The 15,667-nt window shown below is 67.1% G+C and carries 15 protein-coding genes; 8 read left to right on the top strand and 7 right to left on the bottom strand.

Going from position 1 to position 15,667, the window contains the following annotated elements:
- Position 1: 1 nt before the first annotated feature.
- The 3 genes from FS787_RS15170 to FS787_RS15160 are packed head-to-tail and all read right to left on the bottom strand — an operon-like array spanning position 2 to position 2,347.
- Complete coding sequence (locus FS787_RS15170) at positions 2-730, bottom strand: hypothetical protein (protein WP_144673624.1); 729 nt, start codon at positions 728-730, stop codon at positions 2-4.
- Positions 723-1,526, bottom strand: coding sequence for a carboxylesterase (locus tag FS787_RS15165; RefSeq protein ID WP_144673622.1), 804 nt, complete (start codon positions 1,524-1,526; stop codon positions 723-725). Before FS787_RS15165 ends, FS787_RS15170 begins: the two co-directional genes overlap by 8 nt.
- Complete coding sequence (locus FS787_RS15160; RefSeq protein ID WP_144673620.1) at positions 1,523-2,347, bottom strand: carboxylesterase; 825 nt, start codon at positions 2,345-2,347, stop codon at positions 1,523-1,525. The genes FS787_RS15165 and FS787_RS15160 overlap by 4 nt, the downstream gene beginning before the upstream one ends.
- Positions 2,348-2,458: 111 nt before the next feature.
- Here FS787_RS15160 and FS787_RS15155 point away from each other — a divergent pair, with 111 nt between their 5' ends.
- Together FS787_RS15155 and FS787_RS15150 are read left to right on the top strand one after the other, a co-directional pair.
- Positions 2,459-3,202, top strand: a complete 744-nt coding sequence (locus FS787_RS15155; RefSeq protein WP_144673618.1) for a 1-acyl-sn-glycerol-3-phosphate acyltransferase — start codon at positions 2,459-2,461, stop codon at positions 3,200-3,202.
- Positions 3,203-3,356: 154 nt separating this feature from the next.
- Complete coding sequence (locus FS787_RS15150; RefSeq protein ID WP_260982584.1) at positions 3,357-4,730, top strand: class II 3-deoxy-7-phosphoheptulonate synthase; 1,374 nt, start codon at positions 3,357-3,359, stop codon at positions 4,728-4,730.
- A gap of 70 nt (positions 4,731-4,800) precedes the next feature.
- Here the strand turns inward: FS787_RS15150 and FS787_RS15145 are convergent, their stop codons facing one another.
- Together FS787_RS15145 and FS787_RS15140 are read right to left on the bottom strand one after the other, a co-directional pair.
- Positions 4,801-6,918, bottom strand: coding sequence for a Stk1 family PASTA domain-containing Ser/Thr kinase (locus tag FS787_RS15145; protein ID WP_144673616.1), 2,118 nt, complete (start codon positions 6,916-6,918; stop codon positions 4,801-4,803).
- Positions 6,919-7,038: 120 nt separating this feature from the next.
- The gene (locus FS787_RS15140) at positions 7,039-8,421 is read right to left on the bottom strand and encodes a LysM peptidoglycan-binding domain-containing protein (RefSeq protein WP_260982578.1); all 1,383 of its coding nucleotides are present in this window, start codon (positions 8,419-8,421) and stop codon (positions 7,039-7,041) included.
- A 302-nt stretch (positions 8,422-8,723) separates the two neighbouring features.
- Between FS787_RS15140 and FS787_RS15135 the strand changes: the two genes are divergently transcribed.
- Entirely contained in the window at positions 8,724-9,077 is a 354-nt protein-coding gene (locus tag FS787_RS15135; protein WP_144673614.1) for an Rv2175c family DNA-binding protein, read from the top strand.
- A gap of 172 nt (positions 9,078-9,249) precedes the next feature.
- Here FS787_RS15135 and FS787_RS15130 read toward each other — a convergent pair whose 3' ends face one another.
- Entirely contained in the window at positions 9,250-10,344 is a 1,095-nt protein-coding gene (locus FS787_RS15130; RefSeq protein WP_144673612.1) for a polyprenyl synthetase family protein, read from the bottom strand.
- Positions 10,341-10,874, bottom strand: coding sequence for a hypothetical protein (locus FS787_RS15125; protein WP_144673610.1), 534 nt, complete (start codon positions 10,872-10,874; stop codon positions 10,341-10,343). The genes FS787_RS15130 and FS787_RS15125 overlap by 4 nt, the downstream gene beginning before the upstream one ends.
- 74 nt (positions 10,875-10,948) lie before the next feature.
- On the opposite strand from FS787_RS15125, the gene dinB reads away from it, so the two are divergent.
- From dinB to FS787_RS15100, 5 genes are all read left to right on the top strand, one after another.
- On the top strand, positions 10,949-12,211 hold the full coding sequence (gene dinB / locus FS787_RS15120; protein WP_395940356.1) for a DNA polymerase IV: 1,263 nt from the start codon (positions 10,949-10,951) through the stop codon (positions 12,209-12,211).
- A gap of 276 nt (positions 12,212-12,487) precedes the next feature.
- Positions 12,488-12,862 (top strand): DUF3040 domain-containing protein, encoded by a 375-nt coding sequence (locus tag FS787_RS15115; RefSeq protein ID WP_144673608.1) that lies wholly within the window; start codon positions 12,488-12,490, stop codon positions 12,860-12,862.
- 485 nt (positions 12,863-13,347) lie between these two features.
- Positions 13,348-13,776, top strand: a complete 429-nt coding sequence (gene mraZ / locus FS787_RS15110) for a division/cell wall cluster transcriptional repressor MraZ (RefSeq protein ID WP_056431195.1) — start codon at positions 13,348-13,350, stop codon at positions 13,774-13,776.
- Positions 13,777-13,969: 193 nt separating this feature from the next.
- A complete protein-coding gene (gene rsmH / locus FS787_RS15105; protein WP_144673606.1) occupies positions 13,970-14,968 on the top strand; it encodes a 16S rRNA (cytosine(1402)-N(4))-methyltransferase RsmH in 999 nt (332 codons plus the stop codon).
- Positions 14,965-15,657 (top strand): hypothetical protein, encoded by a 693-nt coding sequence (locus FS787_RS15100; RefSeq protein ID WP_144673604.1) that lies wholly within the window; start codon positions 14,965-14,967, stop codon positions 15,655-15,657. The genes rsmH and FS787_RS15100 overlap by 4 nt, the downstream gene beginning before the upstream one ends.
- Positions 15,658-15,667: the final 10 nt, after the last annotated feature.

Below are 15,667 nucleotides of genomic sequence, written 5' to 3'. Positions count from 1 at the left end.
GCTAGATGCGGGCGCCGTCGTCGTGCTCGTCCTTCTCGCCCGGCAGCTTCATGATCAGGAAGACCACCGACGCCGCGAAGGCGGCCACCATACCGAGGATGGCCATCAAGGGGGCCGAGCGCCAGAACATCGCCGACATCACGAGCGCCACGGGACCGCCCACAGCGCCCAGCCAGGCCAGCACGGTCATGGGGTCGGCGCCGGCGAGGCTGGGCGGTTCCTCCGGCACGAACTCGCCCGGGATGAACGGATCGCCGTCCTCGGCCTCATAGTCCCGGGGCCCCGGAGCGCCCCCGGGATCGTCCGCGGCTGCCGCGCCGGCGGGTGTACCGGCTGGTGGGCTTCCCGGTGTGCCTGCTGTTGAACCCCCTGTTGAACCCCCGGAGGGCTGGCCTTGCGCGAGCCGCTCCTCGGCGGAGAGTTCAATCGGTGCTCCGGCGGACAGGCCCAGCGGGTCGAAGTCGCTGAACGGCCGGCGGGCTGCCGGGCCGTCGAGGCCATGGCTGTCGATGCTCTGGCGGTCGAGGTCCCCACCGTCCGTCACAGGAGCTTCCGGCCGCTCGGCCCCGTCCGCGCTGTCCGTGGCTCCCGGTACCACCGGGGCGACGGGGTCCGCTGCAGGGTCCCGCCCTTCCAGCCTCGCGACCAGATCGAGCCAGACGGCGTCGTCCTGGCCGGCGCGGGAATCCGATGAATCGGGATCAGGAGAGTTGGAGTCCGGTCTACTCATCTGCCGTGTCCTTTTGGCTAGCGTGGGCAGCGTCCGGGGCGTCTCCCGCAACCAGCGACCGGATGAACTCGGCCGAGCCACGGAAGATTTCGGGCGCATCGTTGTCCATCGTAGCCACGTGGTAGCTGTTTTCCAGCCGGATCACCTCCAGCGGGGCGCGGGTCAGGCCGCGGCGCAGGGCCAGCATGCTCGAATCGGAGACCACATGGTCCACCGTGGAACGGTACACCCGCACCGGAGCGGTGATCCGGGGGAGCAACCGCACTGTGTCTTTGAACATCCTGTCCAACTGGTACGCCGCGGCGACCGGCGTCCGCGGGTAGGCTCCCTCGTCCATGCCCTCCTTCAGGATGTCGTTGGCGATCGCGGGGGTGCTCTTCAGCACGAATCGCAGGACGCCCGCCAGCGGTGCCCGGGGATCGTCAATGACAAGGCCGGGGTTGACCAGTATGGCCCCGGCCACCGGACGCGTGGCGGCTATCCGCAGCGCCAGCGCTCCGCCCATGGACAGGCCGGCCACGACCACCTGCTCACATTCCTCGGCCAGCTCGACGTACGCGGCATCCAATGCGCCGTGCCAGTCCTGCCAGTGCGTCCGTGCCAGCTCGTGCCAGCTGGTGCCGTGGCCGGGAAGCAGCGGCGTCCGCACCGCGTAGCCGGCGTCGGCCAGCGACCTGGCCCAGTCCCTGACGCCATGCGGGCTGCCGGTAAAGCCATGGGACACCACAACGCCGGTGCGGGTGCCGGTTCCGGTGAACGGGCTGCTGAACGGGCTGTGGTCCAGGGGGATGGTCATGGGGTCTCCGGGGCTCGGGCGGCGGACTGGACAGCTGACGCCGCGGACTGCGGGGCGGCGGTTGCGTGGTGGCGGAAAAACTCTACGGACTGCCGGAAGATCGTGGGGGCGTCGACGTCGAGCGTTGCCACATGGCCGCTATCCGGCAGGACCACGATGTCAACGTCCCGCGATCCCAGCCGCTTCCGCAGCAGTGCCGTCGACGACGGCGGAACCACCGTGTCCGTCGCGGACTTGAAGACGAGGGCCGGAGCGGCGACGGCGGGCAGTTCGCGCAGCGTCGTCTTGAACAGCCTGCTCAGCTGGTGGACAGCTTCCAGCGGCGTGAGCGAGTAGTCACCGTCCTCGGTGCTGACGGGCGTCGGGTTCGGTTCCTGGACCGGTACCGTGGTGCGCTGGACGTGCTTGAGGAGGCCGATGTAGCGCACCCGGCGGTCGTAGAAGCTCAGCCCCGGGTTGACGACGGCGACCCCGGCGACGTTGTGGCGGGCAGCCACGCGCAGGGCGATGGTCCCGCCCATGGAGAGTCCTGCCACGTAGCAGTGCCGGGTTCCCGCGGCGAGGTCCAGGTAGGCGTCCTCGAAGGCCCGGTACCAGTCCTGCCACCCGTGGCGGGCGAGGTCGCGCCAGTCCGTGCCGTGTCCGGGCAGCAGCGGGACGGATACGGCGAAGCCCTCGCGGGCCAGGTGTTCGGCCCAGGGGAGGACGCTGAGGGGGCTGCCGGTGAAGCCGTGGCAGATGGCCACACCGATGCCCGCGTTGCCGCCGTGGCCGGGGTAACTGAACGCTGCGGGCGCCACGGGAGAGCTGCTTCCGGTCATGAGCCCATCGTGTCACTGTTCCGGATAAAACTCACTAGAGTAGGGTGTCATTGAAGTCCGGGCCGGGTCCGATGCGGGGCCTGCCAGACGCCTGCCGGAGGGGTACACCACGTGTTTTATTGGTTCATGAAGACGTTCGTTCTCGGGCCGGTGCTGAAGACGCTTTTCAGGCCGTGGGTCAAGGGCCTGGACAACGTCCCCGCCGAGGGTGCCGCCATCCTGGCCTCCAACCACCTCTCGTTCTCGGACTCCATTTTTATGCCGCTGATGGTGCCCCGGCCCGTGGTGTTCCTCGCCAAATCGGAGTACTTCACCGGCAAGGGGATCAAGGGCAGGCTGACGGCCACGTTCTTCCGGCTCACCAACCAGCTGCCGATGGACCGTTCCGGCGGGGCCGCGTCCGCGCGCTCGCTCGATGCCGGCATGGACGTACTGAAGAACGGCTCGCTCCTGGGCATCTACCCCGAGGGAACCCGCAGCCCGGACTCCCGGCTGTACCGGGGGAAAGTAGGGGTGGCGCGGCTGGCGCTGCAGGCCCGCGTTCCCGTCATCCCCGTCGCCATGATCGGCACGGACAAAGTCCAGCCGATCGGCAAGCGGATGCCCAACATCCGGCGCATCGGCATGATCTTCGGCGAGCCGCTGGACTTCAGCCGGTACTACGGGATGGAGGATGACCGGCTGATCCAGCGCTCCGTGACCGACGAGATCATGTACGAACTGATGCGGCTCTCCGGCCAGGAATACGTCGACGAGTACGCCGCCGTCGTCAAGCTCCGGCTCGCCGGAAAAGCCACGGAAGTCCCGGAGGAAGGCCCGGCCGGTGCCGGCCCGGCCGCCCCCGGAAGTGTCTGACCCCAGCGTGTGACGGGACCGGCGCCATCAATGACGGTCCGGGGCCGACGAACGGCACGGAGGCTACTATCCTTAGAAGGTGACTGAGCTATCTGCGCCTTCGGCCTCCCCCCTGAACAGTTCCCTGAGCGGCTCCGCCCTGACCGGCCCCGCACTGACCAGCACAGCCCTGGCCAGCACCGCCCAGAGCGGAGCGGCAAACTATCCCGGCCTGGATCACTGGCGGGAACTGCCGGCCTCACAGCAGCCCAACTGGTCCGACCCGGCCGTTTTTGAAGCCTCCGTCAAGGAACTTTCAGTCCTCCCGCCGCTCGTCTTCGCCGGCGAAGTGGACATCCTGCGCGAGCGGCTCGCCGCGGCTGCCCAGGGGAAAGCCTTCCTGCTCCAGGGCGGAGACTGCGCGGAAACCTTCGAGGCCGCCACGGCAGACAAGATCAGCGCCCGCGTCCGCACCATCCTCCAGATGGCGGTGGTCCTCACCTACGGCGCCGCGATGCCCGTCATCAAGATGGGCCGCATGGCCGGACAGTTCGCCAAGCCGCGTTCCTCCAATGATGAGACCCGCGAGGGCATCACGTTGCCGGCCTACCGCGGCGACATCGTCAACGGCTTCGACTTCACGCCGGAATCCCGCGCCCACGACGCCAGCCGGATGCTCAAGGCGTACCACACCTCGGCCTCCACCCTGAACCTGATCCGCGCCTTCACTCAGGGCGGCTTCGCGGACCTGCGCCTCGTGCACCAGTGGAACAAGGGCTTCACCGAGAACCCCGCCCACGCACGCTACGAGTCCCTGGCCCGGGACATCGACCGCGCCATCAAGTTCATGGCTTCCTGCGGCGCGGACTTCGAGGCCCTCAAGCGGGTGGAGTTCTACGCCAGCCACGAAGCGCTGCTGTTGGACTACGAGCGCGCGCTGACCCGCATCGATTCCCGCACGGGCTTCCCGTACGACACGTCCGCGCATTTCCTCTGGATCGGTGAGCGCACGCGCGAACTGGACCACGCCCATGTCGACTTCCTCTCCCGCGTGCGCAACCCGATCGGCGTGAAGCTGGGGCCGGGCACCTCCGGCGACGACGCGCTGCGCCTGATCGACAAACTCGATCCGGACCGCGAGCCCGGCCGCCTGACCTTCATCACCCGGATGGGCGCCGGCAACATCCGTGAGAAGCTGCCTCCGATTGTGGAGCGGGTCACGGCATCCGGTGCCCAGGTCCTGTGGGTCACCGACCCCATGCACGGCAACACGGTCACCTCGCCGAACGGCTACAAGACCCGGAACTTCGACGACGTCATTGACGAGGTGCGCGGCTTCTTCGAGGTCCACCACGCGCTCGGCACCGTCCCCGGCGGCCTGCATGTCGAAATGACCGGCGACGACGTGGCCGAGTGCTTGGGCGGCGCGGACCCGGTGGACCAGGAGTCCTTCCTGGACCGCTACGAATCGGTCTGCGACCCCCGCCTGAACCACATGCAGTCCCTGGAGATGGCCTTCCTGGTGGCCGGCGCCCTGTCCAAGCGCTAAAGCTCCTCAACAACAAAGCTCCGCCCGGCTGGATTCAGCCGGGCGGAGCTTGTTTAATCCGGGGTGGCTGTCAGACCACGGTCAGGGTGACCACGGAGCCCTCCGGAACCTCCTCGTTCACCGGGTCCTGGTCCCGCACGGTGCCGAAGAACCCGCCCAGGATGTCGTTGACCTGCACTTCGAAGCCCAGTTCCCTGAGGGCCGCCTCGGCCTCGTCGGCCTGCTGGCCGATGAAGCTGGGCACTTCAACGAGCCGGGGTCCCTTGGAGATGGTGAGCGTCACCGTTCCGCCCTTGGTCAGGTTTCCCGACGCCGGATCCTGCGCCACCACGGCTCCCTCGGGCACCTTCCGGTCGTTGACGGGTTCGGGTGCGACGACGGCTTTCAGCCCGGCGGCTTCGATGGCCTTGACAGCGTCGGCCTGGTTCTGGCCGCGCACGTCCGGTACCGGAATCGGCTGCGGTCCCTTGGACACGGTCAGGTCGACGGGGGTGCCATGCCGCACCGGATTGCCACTACGGGGCGCCTGCGCAAGGACCGTGCCGGCGGGTTCGGATTCATCGAAGGTTTCGGAGATCTTCCCCAAGGCCATGCCCGCGCCGTTGAGGGCGGTCTTGGCCTCGTCCAGGGACTTTCCGGTGAGCTGCGGCAGGGGGAACAGCTGGGGGCCCTTGGACACGGAGAGGGATACCGGCAGGAACTTCCGGATCACCTCGCCGGCCGCGGGATCCGTGCCCACCACCAGTCCCGGCTTGACGTCGTCGTCGTAGACGTCCTTCGTGGTGGACTGGAACCCGGCGGCGCGGAGCAGCTGCTGGGCCTCGGCCACGGTTTTGTTCGAGAGTTGCGGGACGGTGCCGGGAGAGCCCGGCCCCATCCCGAAGAACCAGCCCGCCCCGCCGGCCAGCAGTGCCGCGACCACCAGCACCAGAATCCAGAGCAGGCCGCGGCGCCGGGGGTTTCCCGCACGCAGGCTCCGCACCGGCGTGGCGGCGGCGCGCTGGCGTGCCTTTTCCTCGTCACGGTCGTGCTTGCGCTGTGCCCGTTTGCTGGCCGGGGCCGCGGAGTCCGCTGCGTCGTCATAGTTGCCGGCGTACTCAACGTCGTCCGGTGTGGCCAGCGGGCCGTAGCCGTGACCCCGGGGGGCGGCGGACATCACGGTGGTCGGGTTGTTGCCGCGGGCGATGAACTCCGTGGGCTGCTGCCTGCCGCCGATCACTTCGGTGGCGCCGTCGCCGGTACGTGGTGCCTGGGCACCGGGCTGCCGGGCCGGCGGGCTGGGCGCCGGCGGTACGGGCGGCAGGGCCGGGCGTGCTGCCGGGGGCTGCAGGTCGAGCTCGGCGTCGCTCAGGTTCCGCCGGATGTGCCGGAGCTCGGAGAGCAGGGCGTTTCCGTCGACGGGACGCTTGTCGGGCTCGTTGGCGGTGCACCACTGCACCAGCTCGTCGAGCTCGCCGGCGAGTCCCGGAACCAGCTCCGAGGGGGCGCCCACGGACGAGTTGACGTGCTGGTAGGCGACCTGGATGGGTACCTCGCCGTCGAACGGCTGCCGGCCGGTGATCATCTCATAGAGCATGATCCCGACCGAGTAGATGTCGCTGCGGGCGTCGGCCTGCCTGCCCAGGACGAGCTCGGGGGAGAGGTAGGCGACCGTGCCGATCAGCGCGCCGGTACTGGTCGACGTCGAAATGGCACGGGCCAGTCCGAAGTCGCCGAGTTTGATGCGGCCGTCGTCGGCGATCAGCACATTTTCGGGTTTGATGTCCCGGTGGATAAGGCCGGCCTCGTGTGCCGCGCCCAGCCCCTCAACGACGGGGTCGATCAGGGCAAGCGCCAGACGTGGAGGCAGCGCGCCCCGTTCCTTGAGGACGTCGCGCAGGGTGTGGCCCTTGATGTACTCCATCACCAGGTAGGCCACCCGGTCGTCCTCGCCTTGGTCGAGGACGCCCACGACGTGCGGGTGTGAGAGCCGGGCGGCGGTCTTGGCTTCGCGGCCCAGCCGGTCAAGGAACTGCGGGTCGCCGGCCATGTGGGGGTGCAGCACCTTCAGCGCCACATCACGCTCCAGCCGGCGGTCGGTGGCCACGTAAACGGTGGACATCCCGCCGCTGGCGAGCCTGGACTGAATCAGGTACCGGCCATCCACCAGGGTGCCAACAAGGGGGTCCGACGAATATTCCTGCACTATACGATCCTAATCGCTGCACGGAAACGGGCCCGAATTAACATGCGATCCGGGCCCGTATCGTTATCCGCCGCAGTGGCCAGGGCGGCTGGTCGCGCGCGCGGTTGTGGCCGCCGCGGACTCCTAGCTGAAGTTCTTCTGGTGTGCCTTGATGGATGCGACGTAGTGCTTGGTGTCGTCATACATGCCGTACTTGCTGACCGAGTACTGGCCCTGGTAGTAACCCGCGATTGCCGTGTCACGGTCCTTGCTGGTGCGGATCAGCTGGCGGATGATGGCGACGCCGGCGGTGGCGTTGTCATAGGGGTCCAGCAGGTTCAGCTTGCGTCCCACCAGATCCGAGGCCCACTGGCCCGAGGACGGGATGACCTGCATGGTGCCGATCGCGTTGGCGGGGGAGACCGAGCGGTGGTCGAAGCTGGATTCCTGGAAAGCGAAGGCCAGGGCCAGCGAAGGATCGACCCCCATGCGCCGGGCGGTGTCCGCCACGATCTTCTTCATCTGTTCGCGGCTGGGCACCGGCGAGGCGTTCAGCAGGGCCTTGTTCTGGTTGGCGGAGCTGACGACGGCGGCCGGGTAGCTGAAGCCGAGGAAGGTGCTGGGGACGAGCGGCGTCACCGTGGCGGCCGGCGGGGTGGAGGCCGGGGCGACGGACGAACCCGCCAGCGCAAGCTTCTGGCCGGGGTAGATGATGCTGCTCATCGTCAGGCGGTTGGCGGCGAGAATGGCGGAGAGCTTGACGCCGTGCCGTGCCGCAATGCCGGACAGCGTGTCGCCGGACTTGATGGTGTAGGAACCCGCCGGCGCGGAAGCTGTGGGAGCAGCCGGAGCCGACGCAGCGGGCTTGGACGGGGCTGGCTTGGACGGGGCAGGCGCCGCAGCGGCGCCGATCTTGATCTTCTGGCCGGGGTGGATGATCGAGCCCATGTTGAGCCCGTTCAGGCTGAAGACCTGGGAGAGCTTGACGCCGTGGCGGGCGGCGATCGCACCGAGGGTGTCGCCGGATTTCACGGTGTAGACGCTTCCGCCGGCAGCAGCCGCCGGTTTCGCGGCGGCCGGTGCCGCCTTGGGGGGAGCTGCGGCCGTGGCGCTGAGCTTGATCTTCTGCCCGGGGTAGATGATCGAGTTCGCCTTCAGCCCGTTCGACCGCAGGACCGCGGCGGTCTCCAGGCCGAACTTCCCGGCGATGCCGCTGATCGTGTCGCCGAGGGCAATCGTGTACGTCGCCGGCACGGAAACCTTGGCGGGCCGGAAGGCGGCAGGGACGGCGGTCGGGACGGCGTTGGCCGGGATGAAAGCGGAAGCCAACGACTTGGCGGTCTGTCCCTGGGCCTGGGCCTGGATGGCGGCGGCCAGTGTGGCCGGGATGGCGCGCGGGCGTGATTCGGCCGCGGCCGGCTGCGCGATCGCCAAAGAAGAAAGGACGACGGCGGGAAGTGCCGCCGTCGTGGCCGCAATCATCGGCAGGCTGGGCCCCGGGTTGGGCTTTGGCGAACGTGACGTCATGGGGAAGATCCTCTTCTCAGCGGCGAACGCTGCGGGTCTGGCCTGGCTTGCTCGATAGGGCTGGTACTGGTGTTACCAGTGTGACTTAAGTTGTCAGTGTTACAAATGTGATCCATGTGAATCTCTCACGAATTGTGAAATAGCACAAGAAACGTTTCATATTCCGAAAATGCAGCCTCTCCGTTCGTTCCCCGGGAGTATTGGACGGGCGCATCGCTCGCTTCCCTGAACCGACAGGTGGTCTGCTTTCACTAGCGGGCGCCGACTAGGCGCGGAGCCCGCCGGCATGGCAATCTTGATCCGTGAGTAATGTAGAAAGCCTTGTGGGCGAATGGCTGCCCCTGCCCGACGTGGCACAGCTCCTGAACGTTTCCATTACGAAAGTCCACGCGCTTCTTGACGAGCGCGCGCTGGCTGCATTAAGGGTTGGTGAACGCCGGATCCGTTCCGTTCCTGCGGAATTCATTCAGGATGGGCATGCCGTCGAGAGCCTAAAGGGAACTATTGTGGTCCTCGCGGACGCAGGCTATTCCGACGAGGAACTCATTGTCTGGCTGTTTACTCCGGACGAATCGCTGCGCGGCCGGCCGATCGATGCCCTGCGCGAGGGGCGGAAGACGGAAATCCGGCGCCGGGCACAGTCCCTGGCCTGGTAGGACCGGAATATCCCGATACTTAAACAAATGGCAGGCCCTGCACCTCGGACATGAGGTGCAGGGCCTGCTTTGTTGGCGGCCGCCGAGGTCTGGCGCAGCCAGCCGGCCAGGCACCGGGTTTAGGCGCCGGATGCAGACCGGGCATCGGTTCAGACGCAGGCTGCAGGCCGGGTCAGGACGAGCGGCTGACCGTGGCCTCAGCCAGCTTCCGGAGCGCCGTTTTGGGAAGTTCGTCCAGTTCCAGGAGCTCCAGTTCAGCGAAAGCCGCCCGTCCGAATTCCTCGATCAGTACCTCCGTGGCCTGGAGTGCACCGCAATCCGTAATGATGCGGCGGATTTCGTCCACGTCGGCGTCATCGAGTTCGGGGCTGCCGAGCTTCGCGTCGATGTAGGCGGACTCGGCCTGGCTGGCGAGGTCCAGGGCGAAGGCGATCAGCACCGTCCGCTTGCCTTCGCGGAGGTCGTCTCCGGCGGGCTTCCCGGTGGTCACCGGATCGCCGAATACTCCCAGGACGTCGTCGCGGAGCTGGAATGCCTCGCCGAGTGGGAGTGCGAAGGCGGAGTAGCCCCGCAGCAGCTCGTCGCTGGCACCGGCCAGGGCGCCGCCCAGAGCCAGCGGATGCTCGGTGGAGTACTTGGCCGACTTGAAGCGGATGATGGACTGGGCCCGGCTGACGGCACCGGCGCGGTCCCTCTTAGGCCCCGCGACTTCCTCGAGGATGTCGAGATACTGGCCTGCCATGACTTCGGCGCGCATCAGGTTAAAGATCAGCCGGGCCCGGCTTCCGGACGCTGCGCTCTGTCCGATTTCGGTAAACGACTCCTCACTGAAGGAGAGGCACAGGTCGCCGGTAAGGATGGCGGCCGCATGGCCGAACCGTTCGCTGTCCAGCGCCCAGCCCTGCGTCTCGTGCAGTTCGCTGAAGCGCCGGTGCACGCTGGGGCCGCCCCGGCGTGTGTCTGATCGGTCGATGATGTCGTCGTGGATGAGCGCCGCGGCCTGGAAGAGTTCCAGTGCAGAGCCCGCCGTCACCACTTCTCCGGCACCGGCGTCGCCGCCTGCGCCGCGCCAGCCCCAGTAGCACATGAGTGCCCGCAGGCGTTTCCCGCCAGTGACCAGGTTCGAAATGGATCCCATCAGCGGGTCAATGTCGGGAGAGATTGACGACATCACCGCCTGGCGGGTGGTCAGGAAGTCGGTGAGCTTCCCGGCGACGGCGGCAACATACGCGGCCTGCTCGAGCCGCAATTGCTCCGCGAGCGTCACTTGACGGACCCAGCGTTGACATTGGCGCCGATGGTGAAGGTGGAAGCCCCGGCGGACGTCACGACGGCGATGTTGACCGTTTCATTGTCACCGCGGAGGAAATCCTTGGACGGTACGGCCCCCACAGTCTCCCCGGGAACGGCCTTGAAGCCCTGGGCCTGGAGTTGCTTCGTATAGAACGCCATCACCTCAGCCGGCGGCGCCGGGATGCTGCCGACGAGTGCCACGGTGGCAGGCACCGTGGTCTTGTCGAAGCTGCTGGAGACGATCTTCGCTTCGGGCATCACCGGAAGGAGCTTCTTCGGGAACCCGGGAACCATGGCGCCGACGGTGGCTGAGGTGCCGGGCGCGGCGGACGGGCTGGCCGGCGCTGTGGTGGAGGGCTGGGCCGCGGACGGCTTGGCCGAGGCCGACGATGAACCCGCGGAAGGGGTCGCCTGGGTGGCGGGGGTGCACGCGGCCAGGGCCATCAGCGTGCCCGCCGCCACTACGGCTGCCGCGGCACGTTTGCGCTGTCCAAATACCTTCACAGGGGCTTTCCTCCTGGTGTTGACGCCGGATTCAGCCTCCAGTTTAGTCAGCCCCGGGGCATAGGATTGAAGTTGTGGGGCCGGAGAAGGATAAACAGCAGCGGGAGCAGTCTCCCCAGGGCGCAGCCAGGCGGCTCAGCGAAGCGCAACTGCGCGAGGTCCGGCGGAGCAGCATCATGCATGTGGACATGGACGCGTTCTTTGTCTCCGTGGAACTGCGCAGCCGTCCTGCGCTTGTCGGAAGACCCGTTATTGTCGGCTACCCCGCGGACCGCTCGGTGGTGCTGTCCGCCTCGTACGAGGCCCGGAGGTTTGGGGTCAAATCCGCCATGCCCATGGCGGTTGCCATGCGGATGTGTCCTGCCGCGGTGGTGATCGAGCCCCGGCACAAGCTGTACTACGAGGTCTCCGGCCAGATCATGGATATATTCGGTTCGATTACGGAACTGGTGGAGCCGCTCAGCGTGGATGAGGCTTTCCTCGACGTCGGCGGAGCCATCCGGCGGCTGGGTCCGCCCCGGGAGATCGGGGAACTTATCCGCACCCGGGTCCGCAGCGAACTGGGCATCACCGCGTCCGTGGGAATAGCCGCCAGCAAGTTTGTGGCGAAGATCGCGTCCACCCGCTGCAAGCCGAACGGGCTGCTGCTCATCGGTCCGGAGGAGACGGTCCCGTACCTCCACAGCCTTCCGGTCAGCGCACTCTGGGGTGTCGGAGCCAAAACCGTAGAGGTGCTGTCCCGGATGGGCATCCGGACCGTCGCGGACGTCGCGGCGTCCCCGCTGCCGTCCCTGCGGAAAGTGCTGGGTGCTTCCGGGGAGCACGTGCACCGCCTGTCCTGGGGGATCGACCCCCGCCCGGTAACCCCCGTCCGGCTCGAGAAGAGCATCGGGGCGGAAGAGACCTTTGCGGTGGATACCGCCGACGAGGCGCAACTGCACCGGGAACTGCTGCGGCTCTCGCACCGGACGGCGGAGCGGCTCCGCAGCGCCGGCATGCACGCCCGCACCGTTGCCCTCAAATTGCGCTACGCCGACTTCTCCACCATCACCCGCAGCCGCACGGTGAGCACCCCGATCGACAGCGCCCAATTGCTGTACGCCGTGGCCGTCCAGTTGCTGGAGTCACTTGGTGACCGGCCCATGACGGTGCGGCTCGTGGGGATCCGCGCCGAACAGCTCGAGGAAGCCGCCCATGCACCCCTGCAGCTGAGCCTTGACCGCAGGGACGACAACTGGCGTGCCGCCGAGCAGGTCCTGGACCAGGTAACCCGCAAATTCGGCACAAAATCGGTGCTGCCGGCCCGGCTCCTGGACCCCGGGAACCATTCGGGCTGATCCGGGCCGCGAGCGGCCCGCTTTAGGGTGTCAACAGGACGTTCGGCATCTTTCAGAACAGGGCGCGACAAACTATCCTTATTTATACGTAGGTTTGGAACGACTGGATCGAGCGTTCGGACTAATGCAGGACCAGTTGAACACCCCGTTAGGGGCCGTGGAAACTCCCGTTCGACCAATGGCGGCGAAGGGGAACCACGCGGGAATCCCACACGTTGTGGGTTTAGGGACACTGGCCGCGTCAGTCTGGACGTTGGCCAACTTAAGGAGGTCGTGATGCCGCTCTCGGAGCACGAACAGAAGTTGCTGGAGCAACTTGAGAAGCAGCTGCATGAGGACGATCCCAAGTTCGCCAGCTCGATGGGCTCGGACGCAGGACGTTCATGGTCAACCCGGCATTTGGTGATCGGAGTCCTGGCCACGCTGGCCGGCGTCGTCCTCCTGCTCTTTGGCGTGACGATCCAGAACATCTTCGTCGGCGTCCTGGGCTTCGTGGTGATGGGCGCGGGGGTGTACTACGCCACCATGCGCGGTTCGGCTGCCGGGAAGGCGAAGGCCGCGGGAACGGGCCGGAAGTCCGGAAAGCCCCGGAGTTCATTCATGAGCAGTCTTGAGGAACGCTGGGACGAGAGGCACCGCGGGGAATCCTGACCGCCCGCCGGACTGGCGCTCCTCCGTCCGCTGGCTTCCAGTCGCCGGCATTGAGTCACCTGCCCCCGGTTACCCTGCCCCCGGTTACAAGGTCCAGTACCCGCACTCCATTCCGCACCACCGGAAGACCACAGGTGGCATAAAAGACCCGCTTCGGCGGGTCTTTTGCCGTTAATCAGGCCATTTGGGCCGCAAACAGGCGAGCAGGAATGCCTCCGGGAGGGTTGCGGCCCTTCCTGCACCCTTCCCAGGCGCCGCCGCGGGCGCGCCGGGCGCCCGGCACTCCACAATCCCTCCACTACGCACCACCAGGCCCGGATCCTTGCCATTGCAGGGAACCGCTGAGGGGTTTCTCCCACAAATCGACGTCGAATCGTTCGGCGTGTCGTTGACTGTGGAGGGATGTGGAGTAATGTGGAGGACGTAAGAGGGTAGTGGCAGCACAGGGGACGTTGGGCTTCCTACGAACAGACAGGCGGTGGGCCGTGTTTCTCGGCACACATTCGCCGCGTCTTGACGAAAAAGGTCGAATCATCCTTCCCGCGAAGTTCCGCGAGGAGCTTGCCGGCGGACTGGTTCTCACAAGGGGCCAGGAACGCTGCATCTACGTCTTCAGTGAGGCGGAATTCGGCCGGGTTCACGAGCAAATGCGGGAGGCTCCAATCTCCAACAAGCAGGCTCGCGACTACATCCGGGTTTTCCTCTCTGGAGCCTCCGACGAGGTACCTGACAAGCAGGGGCGCGTGACGATTCCGCCGGCGCTCCGGGAGTATGCAGGACTCGGCCGGGAACTCGCCGTAATTGGTGCAGGCACCCGCGCAGAGATCTGGGACGCCCAGGCCTGGAACGAGTACCTCGCCGAAAAGGAAACGGCCTTCTCGGAGACCGACGATGCCATACCGGGAATTCTCTGAATCCCCACCGGAACCACGCAGCACTGCACGATTCTTGACCGAGATCTCCAGCCGCCCATCCCGCGGATTCTCCTGGCTCACTTCCCCGGAGCCAGGCGGACGCAGGATAGGCGCGGATGGGGATCTGGATCAAGAAGCGGCAGGTACAGACCGCCCTCCAAAAGACTCAACCGAACCATGAAAGGACGCAGGCATGACGGACCCTGACCAGGCGAAGCCTACGTCCGAACGGCATGTGCCGGTCCTCAAGGACCGGTGCATCAATTTGTTGGCTCCCGGATTCGAGGCGGCCCGCAGCCGCGGGGAGACCCCCGTGGTCATCGACGCCACCCTGGGCATGGGCGGCCACTCCGAGGCCATGCTCCAGCGCTTCCCCGACCTGCACCTGATCGGCATCGACCGCGACGAGGAAGCCCTGGCGCTGGCGGGGGAGAGGCTGAAGCCCTTCGCCAACCGGATTGACCTGGTGCACGCGGTGTACGACGAGATTCCCGAGGTCCTGGCGGACCTCGGCTTCACCGAGGTCCACGGAGTCCTGATGGACCTCGGGGTCTCCTCCCTCCAGCTGGACGAGCGGGAACGCGGTTTCGCGTACTCCTTCGACGCCCCGCTGGACATGCGCATGGATACGAGCCGCGGCCAAACCGCCGCCGACGTGGTCAACAACTACTCCGAAGAAGACCTGGTCCGGATCATCCGGAAATGGGGCGAGGAGAAATTCGCCGGCCGCATTGCCAACCGGATCGTCGCCGCCCGCGCCGCGAAGCCATTCACCACCACGGGGGAGCTGGTCGAACAGATCCGCGACGTCGTCCCGGCCGGCGCCGCGAAATCCGGCGGGCATCCCGCCAAACGCACCTTCCAGGCGCTCCGGATCGAGGTCAACGAGGAACTTGACGTCCTGGAACGTGCCATCCCCGCAGCCATCGACGCGATCGCCGTCGGCGGCCGCGTCGTCGTGATGTCCTACCACTCGCTGGAAGACAAGATCGTCAAGGGCTTCTTCCAGGCCGGCTCAAAATCCTCCGCACCCCTCGGGTTCCCCGTGGAGCTCGAAGAGCACAAAGCAGAACTGAAAACCCTGACGAAGGGCACCGAAGTGCCCACCGCCGCCGAAATCGCCGAGAACCCGCGCGCCGCGTCCGCCAGGCTCCGCGCCGTGGAACGCATCAAAGCCAGGAGGGCCGCATGAGCACCGCCGCTGTCAGCAGATTCCCCGTTGCCACAGGCGCGACCGCCCGCGCCCTGCCCGGGCTCACCCCGGGCACCGGCCCGTCCCGGAAGGCGCGCACTCCACTGGCGCTGGTCCGGTCCGCTCCGCGGAAGCGCCGGGCCCCGTTTGTCGTGCTCTGCTTCGGCATCCTGGCCGTGGCCCTTATGGCCGTGCTGGTCCTGAACATCTCCGTCTCCACCGCGCAGTACCAGCTGGTGCAGCTCCGGGGCGAGCAGTCCACCCTGACGAAGCAGAACCAGGACCTCACCCAGCAGGTACAGAACTTCGGTGCCCCGCAGAACCTGGCGGCCAAGGCCGCCGAACTGGGCATGGTCACGTCCACCGCCAAGGGGCAAATCGACCTCTCCACACTGACCGTAACGGGCAAAGCCAAGCCCGCGGTCAAGGCAGACGTCGCAGGCGCCGTCATCGCCGCCCCGGCCGTCGCCGGGCAGCTCAGCGTCGTTCCGCCCGCCACCGTCAACGAGCCGCTCGCGAACCGCAAACCCGCCGAGGCGGATGCCAACTCTGCACCCGCAGCCGCCGCACCCAAGCCGGCCGCGCCCAAGCCGGCCGCGCCCAAACCGGAGCCGAAACCCGCTGCGCCGGCCGTCGAACTCCACGGTGGCTCCGTTCCCGCCCCCGCGCAGAAGGTTCCGGGACAGTAAGCAGGACGGA

It is taken from the genome of Arthrobacter sp. U41 (assembly GCF_007679325.1).
Classification (GTDB): domain Bacteria; phylum Actinomycetota; class Actinomycetes; order Actinomycetales; family Micrococcaceae; genus Arthrobacter.
This window is presented reverse-complemented; position numbering and strand designations above follow the sequence as displayed.